1 protein-coding gene is annotated in these 551 nt (G+C 63.5%); it reads left to right on the forward strand.

The window, feature by feature from the left end:
* Positions 1-551, forward strand: a 551-nt coding sequence (locus tag H7I57_RS15695) for a TIGR00366 family protein (protein WP_264024515.1), incomplete at both ends; no start/stop codon positions are given.

The raw sequence follows: 551 nt of genomic DNA on the forward strand, positions 1-551 counted from the left end.
CAGTCGCTGACCGCACTGTGTGTCCGCTACGTCGAACGCCTGATGCCCGACCCGTACCTGTTCGCCGTCATCCTGACGATCCTCGTCGCCGGGATGGTTGCCCTTCTGGTGCACGGCACTACCCCGAGCGGCATGCTCAAGGCCTGGTACGGCGGTGTGTGGGGATCGCAGAACATCTTCACATTCGCCTTCCAGATGGTGCTGATCCTCGTGACGGGCTACACACTGGCGGAAGCGCCCGTCCTCAAGCGGGCCATCGTCCACATCGCGAGTAAGCCGAACAACCAGGTGCAGGGCGCACTGCTGTGTTTCGGCGTCAGCGCCGTTCTGTCGCTGTTGAACTGGGGGCTCGGCCTGGTGGCCGGTGCGCTGGTCGCGCGGCAGGTCGCAAAGCGTTTCGCCGACGCGCATTTCGGCTACCTGATCGCGGCCGCTTTCATGGGCTTCATCGTCTGGACGCAGGGGCTGTCGTCGTCCATCGCGCTGGCGAACACCGACAGCACCAGCCCGATCAACGTGATCCATAAACTGACCGGCATCACTGTTCCGTT

Origin of the sequence: Mycolicibacterium pyrenivorans (assembly GCF_025821625.1) — a bacterium.
Lineage (GTDB): Bacteria > Actinomycetota > Actinomycetes > Mycobacteriales > Mycobacteriaceae > Mycobacterium > Mycobacterium pyrenivorans.